This window comes from Moorena sp. SIO4A1, assembly GCF_010672065.1.
Taxonomy (GTDB): domain Bacteria; phylum Cyanobacteriota; class Cyanobacteriia; order Cyanobacteriales; family Coleofasciculaceae; genus Moorena.
Window position 1 is genome coordinate 1 of the sequence record NZ_JAAHHX010000423.1, and the last position, 1908, is coordinate 1908.

General features: G+C 41.6%; 2 protein-coding genes. One reads left to right on the plus strand and one right to left on the minus strand.

Features of this window, described 5'->3' with window-relative positions:
• The first annotated feature begins 454 nt into the window (after positions 1–454).
• Positions 455–1309: an Rpn family recombination-promoting nuclease/putative transposase gene (locus F6K53_RS38975; RefSeq protein ID WP_075904044.1), complete on the plus strand. Its 855-nt coding sequence runs from the start codon at positions 455–457 to the stop codon at positions 1307–1309.
• Between the two features lie 163 nt (positions 1310–1472).
• Here F6K53_RS38975 and F6K53_RS38980 read toward each other — a convergent pair whose 3' ends face one another.
• Positions 1473–1904, minus strand: a complete 432-nt coding sequence (locus tag F6K53_RS38980) for a DNA-binding protein (RefSeq protein ID WP_071106764.1) — start codon at positions 1902–1904, stop codon at positions 1473–1475.
• Positions 1905–1908 lie beyond the last annotated feature (4 nt).

Consider the following 1908-nt stretch of genomic DNA (forward strand, 5'->3'; position numbering starts at 1 on the left):
ACTGATTTTCTCCTTTTTGGACACCAGACAAAGTGGTAATTTAGTAATGTCAACGAGTTAACGAATAACTCAACACTCAGCACTGAGCACTCAGATAAGCGATTGAGCCGCTTGTCACGCTACGGGAAGGCATCCGAGTTTTCCTCCCAGTTAAACTACTCTCCTCATCTAGGATTGCCTAATTGATGTGGTTATTGCCTAGAGAGAATTACGGAATTTTTCTCAGGTTACGGAGGAGTTGATATCCGTGAATTCCACATCATTATTAAACCAAGCAACAACTAGTGTTACCGGTAGAGTTACTCATAAAATCAATAAACTCAATCCCATCTATAATAAAATCAATTAATTTTTGAGTTAACACTGCTTTTCAACTATACTACTCCCTCGGTGCGCTTTCCGTAGGCGAATTAAATTCGCCACGGGTCGCACCGCTCCCTACTCCCTACTAATCATGGCCAAGACACACATCCGCTTTGACTGGGCAATCAAAAAACTGCTGAGGGATAAAGCTAATTATGTCGTCCTAGAAGGCTTTATCACCGAATTACTAGGAGAAGAGATTACTATTGAATCGATTTTAGAAGGGGAAAGTAATCGGCTCACCGAAGACAATAAACTGAATCGAGTTGATATTCTAGCCCTCAATAGTGCTGGAGAGTTACTGCTCGTGGAAGTCCAAAACAGTTCCGAAAATGATTACTTTCATCGAATGCTATTTGGTGTCTCCACACTGCTCACCCAATATCTAGATAAAGGAGAGCCCTATAGTAAACTCAAAAAAGTCTACTCGATTAATATTGTTTACTTTACTCTAGGACAAGGACAAGATTACATCTATGAAGGGAAACTAGATTTCCGAGGTCGTCATCATCGTGACTCTTTAGGACTATCCAGCCTACAGAAGGAGTTGTTCAAACTAGAGCAAGTCTATCAGATATTTCCCGAATATTATATATTGAGAGTCAACCAGTTTGATAACGTAACCAGAAACAGTTTAGATGAATGGATCTATTTCCTAAAGAATAGTGAAATCAAAGAAGAGTTCCAAGCCAGAGGATTAGCTGAGGCTAAGGATAAGCTAAGGATTGAGAGTTTACCTTTACCAGAAAAAGTAGCTTATCAGAACTATCTGGAAAATAAACGCTATGAAATTAGCCTACTGGAAGGGGCAGAAGCAGCCGGAAAATTACAGGGGAGAGCAGAGAAAGCCACAGAAATAGCCAAAGCTATGAAAGCAAGAGGGATTGATATCAATTTAATCGTGGCAACAACTGGTTTAACTAAAGAAGACGTTGAGCATTTTTGAATAGTCGCGAAGCGATTTATTGCTCCTGAAACTCTTTTACCTTCTGCCTTCTACCTTAAAACAGCCCATTTATTTTACGAATCAGATCGGATTGCTATAGCTGGGAAACTGCCACCAGCGATGCAGAGGTGCCAAAGGGAGTTTCCCCCACTCGCGCTTTGCATCAAGAAATGAAGTGAATATCACTAAAAGTTTCGATCCACAAACGAGCGCCACAATCGAGTGGATTATCCGGCTGATAGACAATCTTACACGGACCGAGGATTTCGACCTCGTTGCCGTAGAGATTAGTGCCCTTTCGTTTTACTGAAATCACTGGCTTCCGGTCTTTGGGACTTTTCTTCATATTCGAGCCAATGTGATTGCGATTGACATTAATTTTAGCTAAAGCAGGGGGACGACTGGTACGCCATTTGCCCTTTGGTCCACGGGTACCTTTGGTAATTTGTGGCAAATGGTTGAACAGAGGAATAATCCAGAATTTACCAGTTTTATAGGCACCTCGGACGCGACCCTTCTCTAGGAGTTGCCGCAATCGTCTAGAGGAAATTCCTAATAAAGATGCTGCTTCAGTAGTACCAACACACTTGTTCATCAGA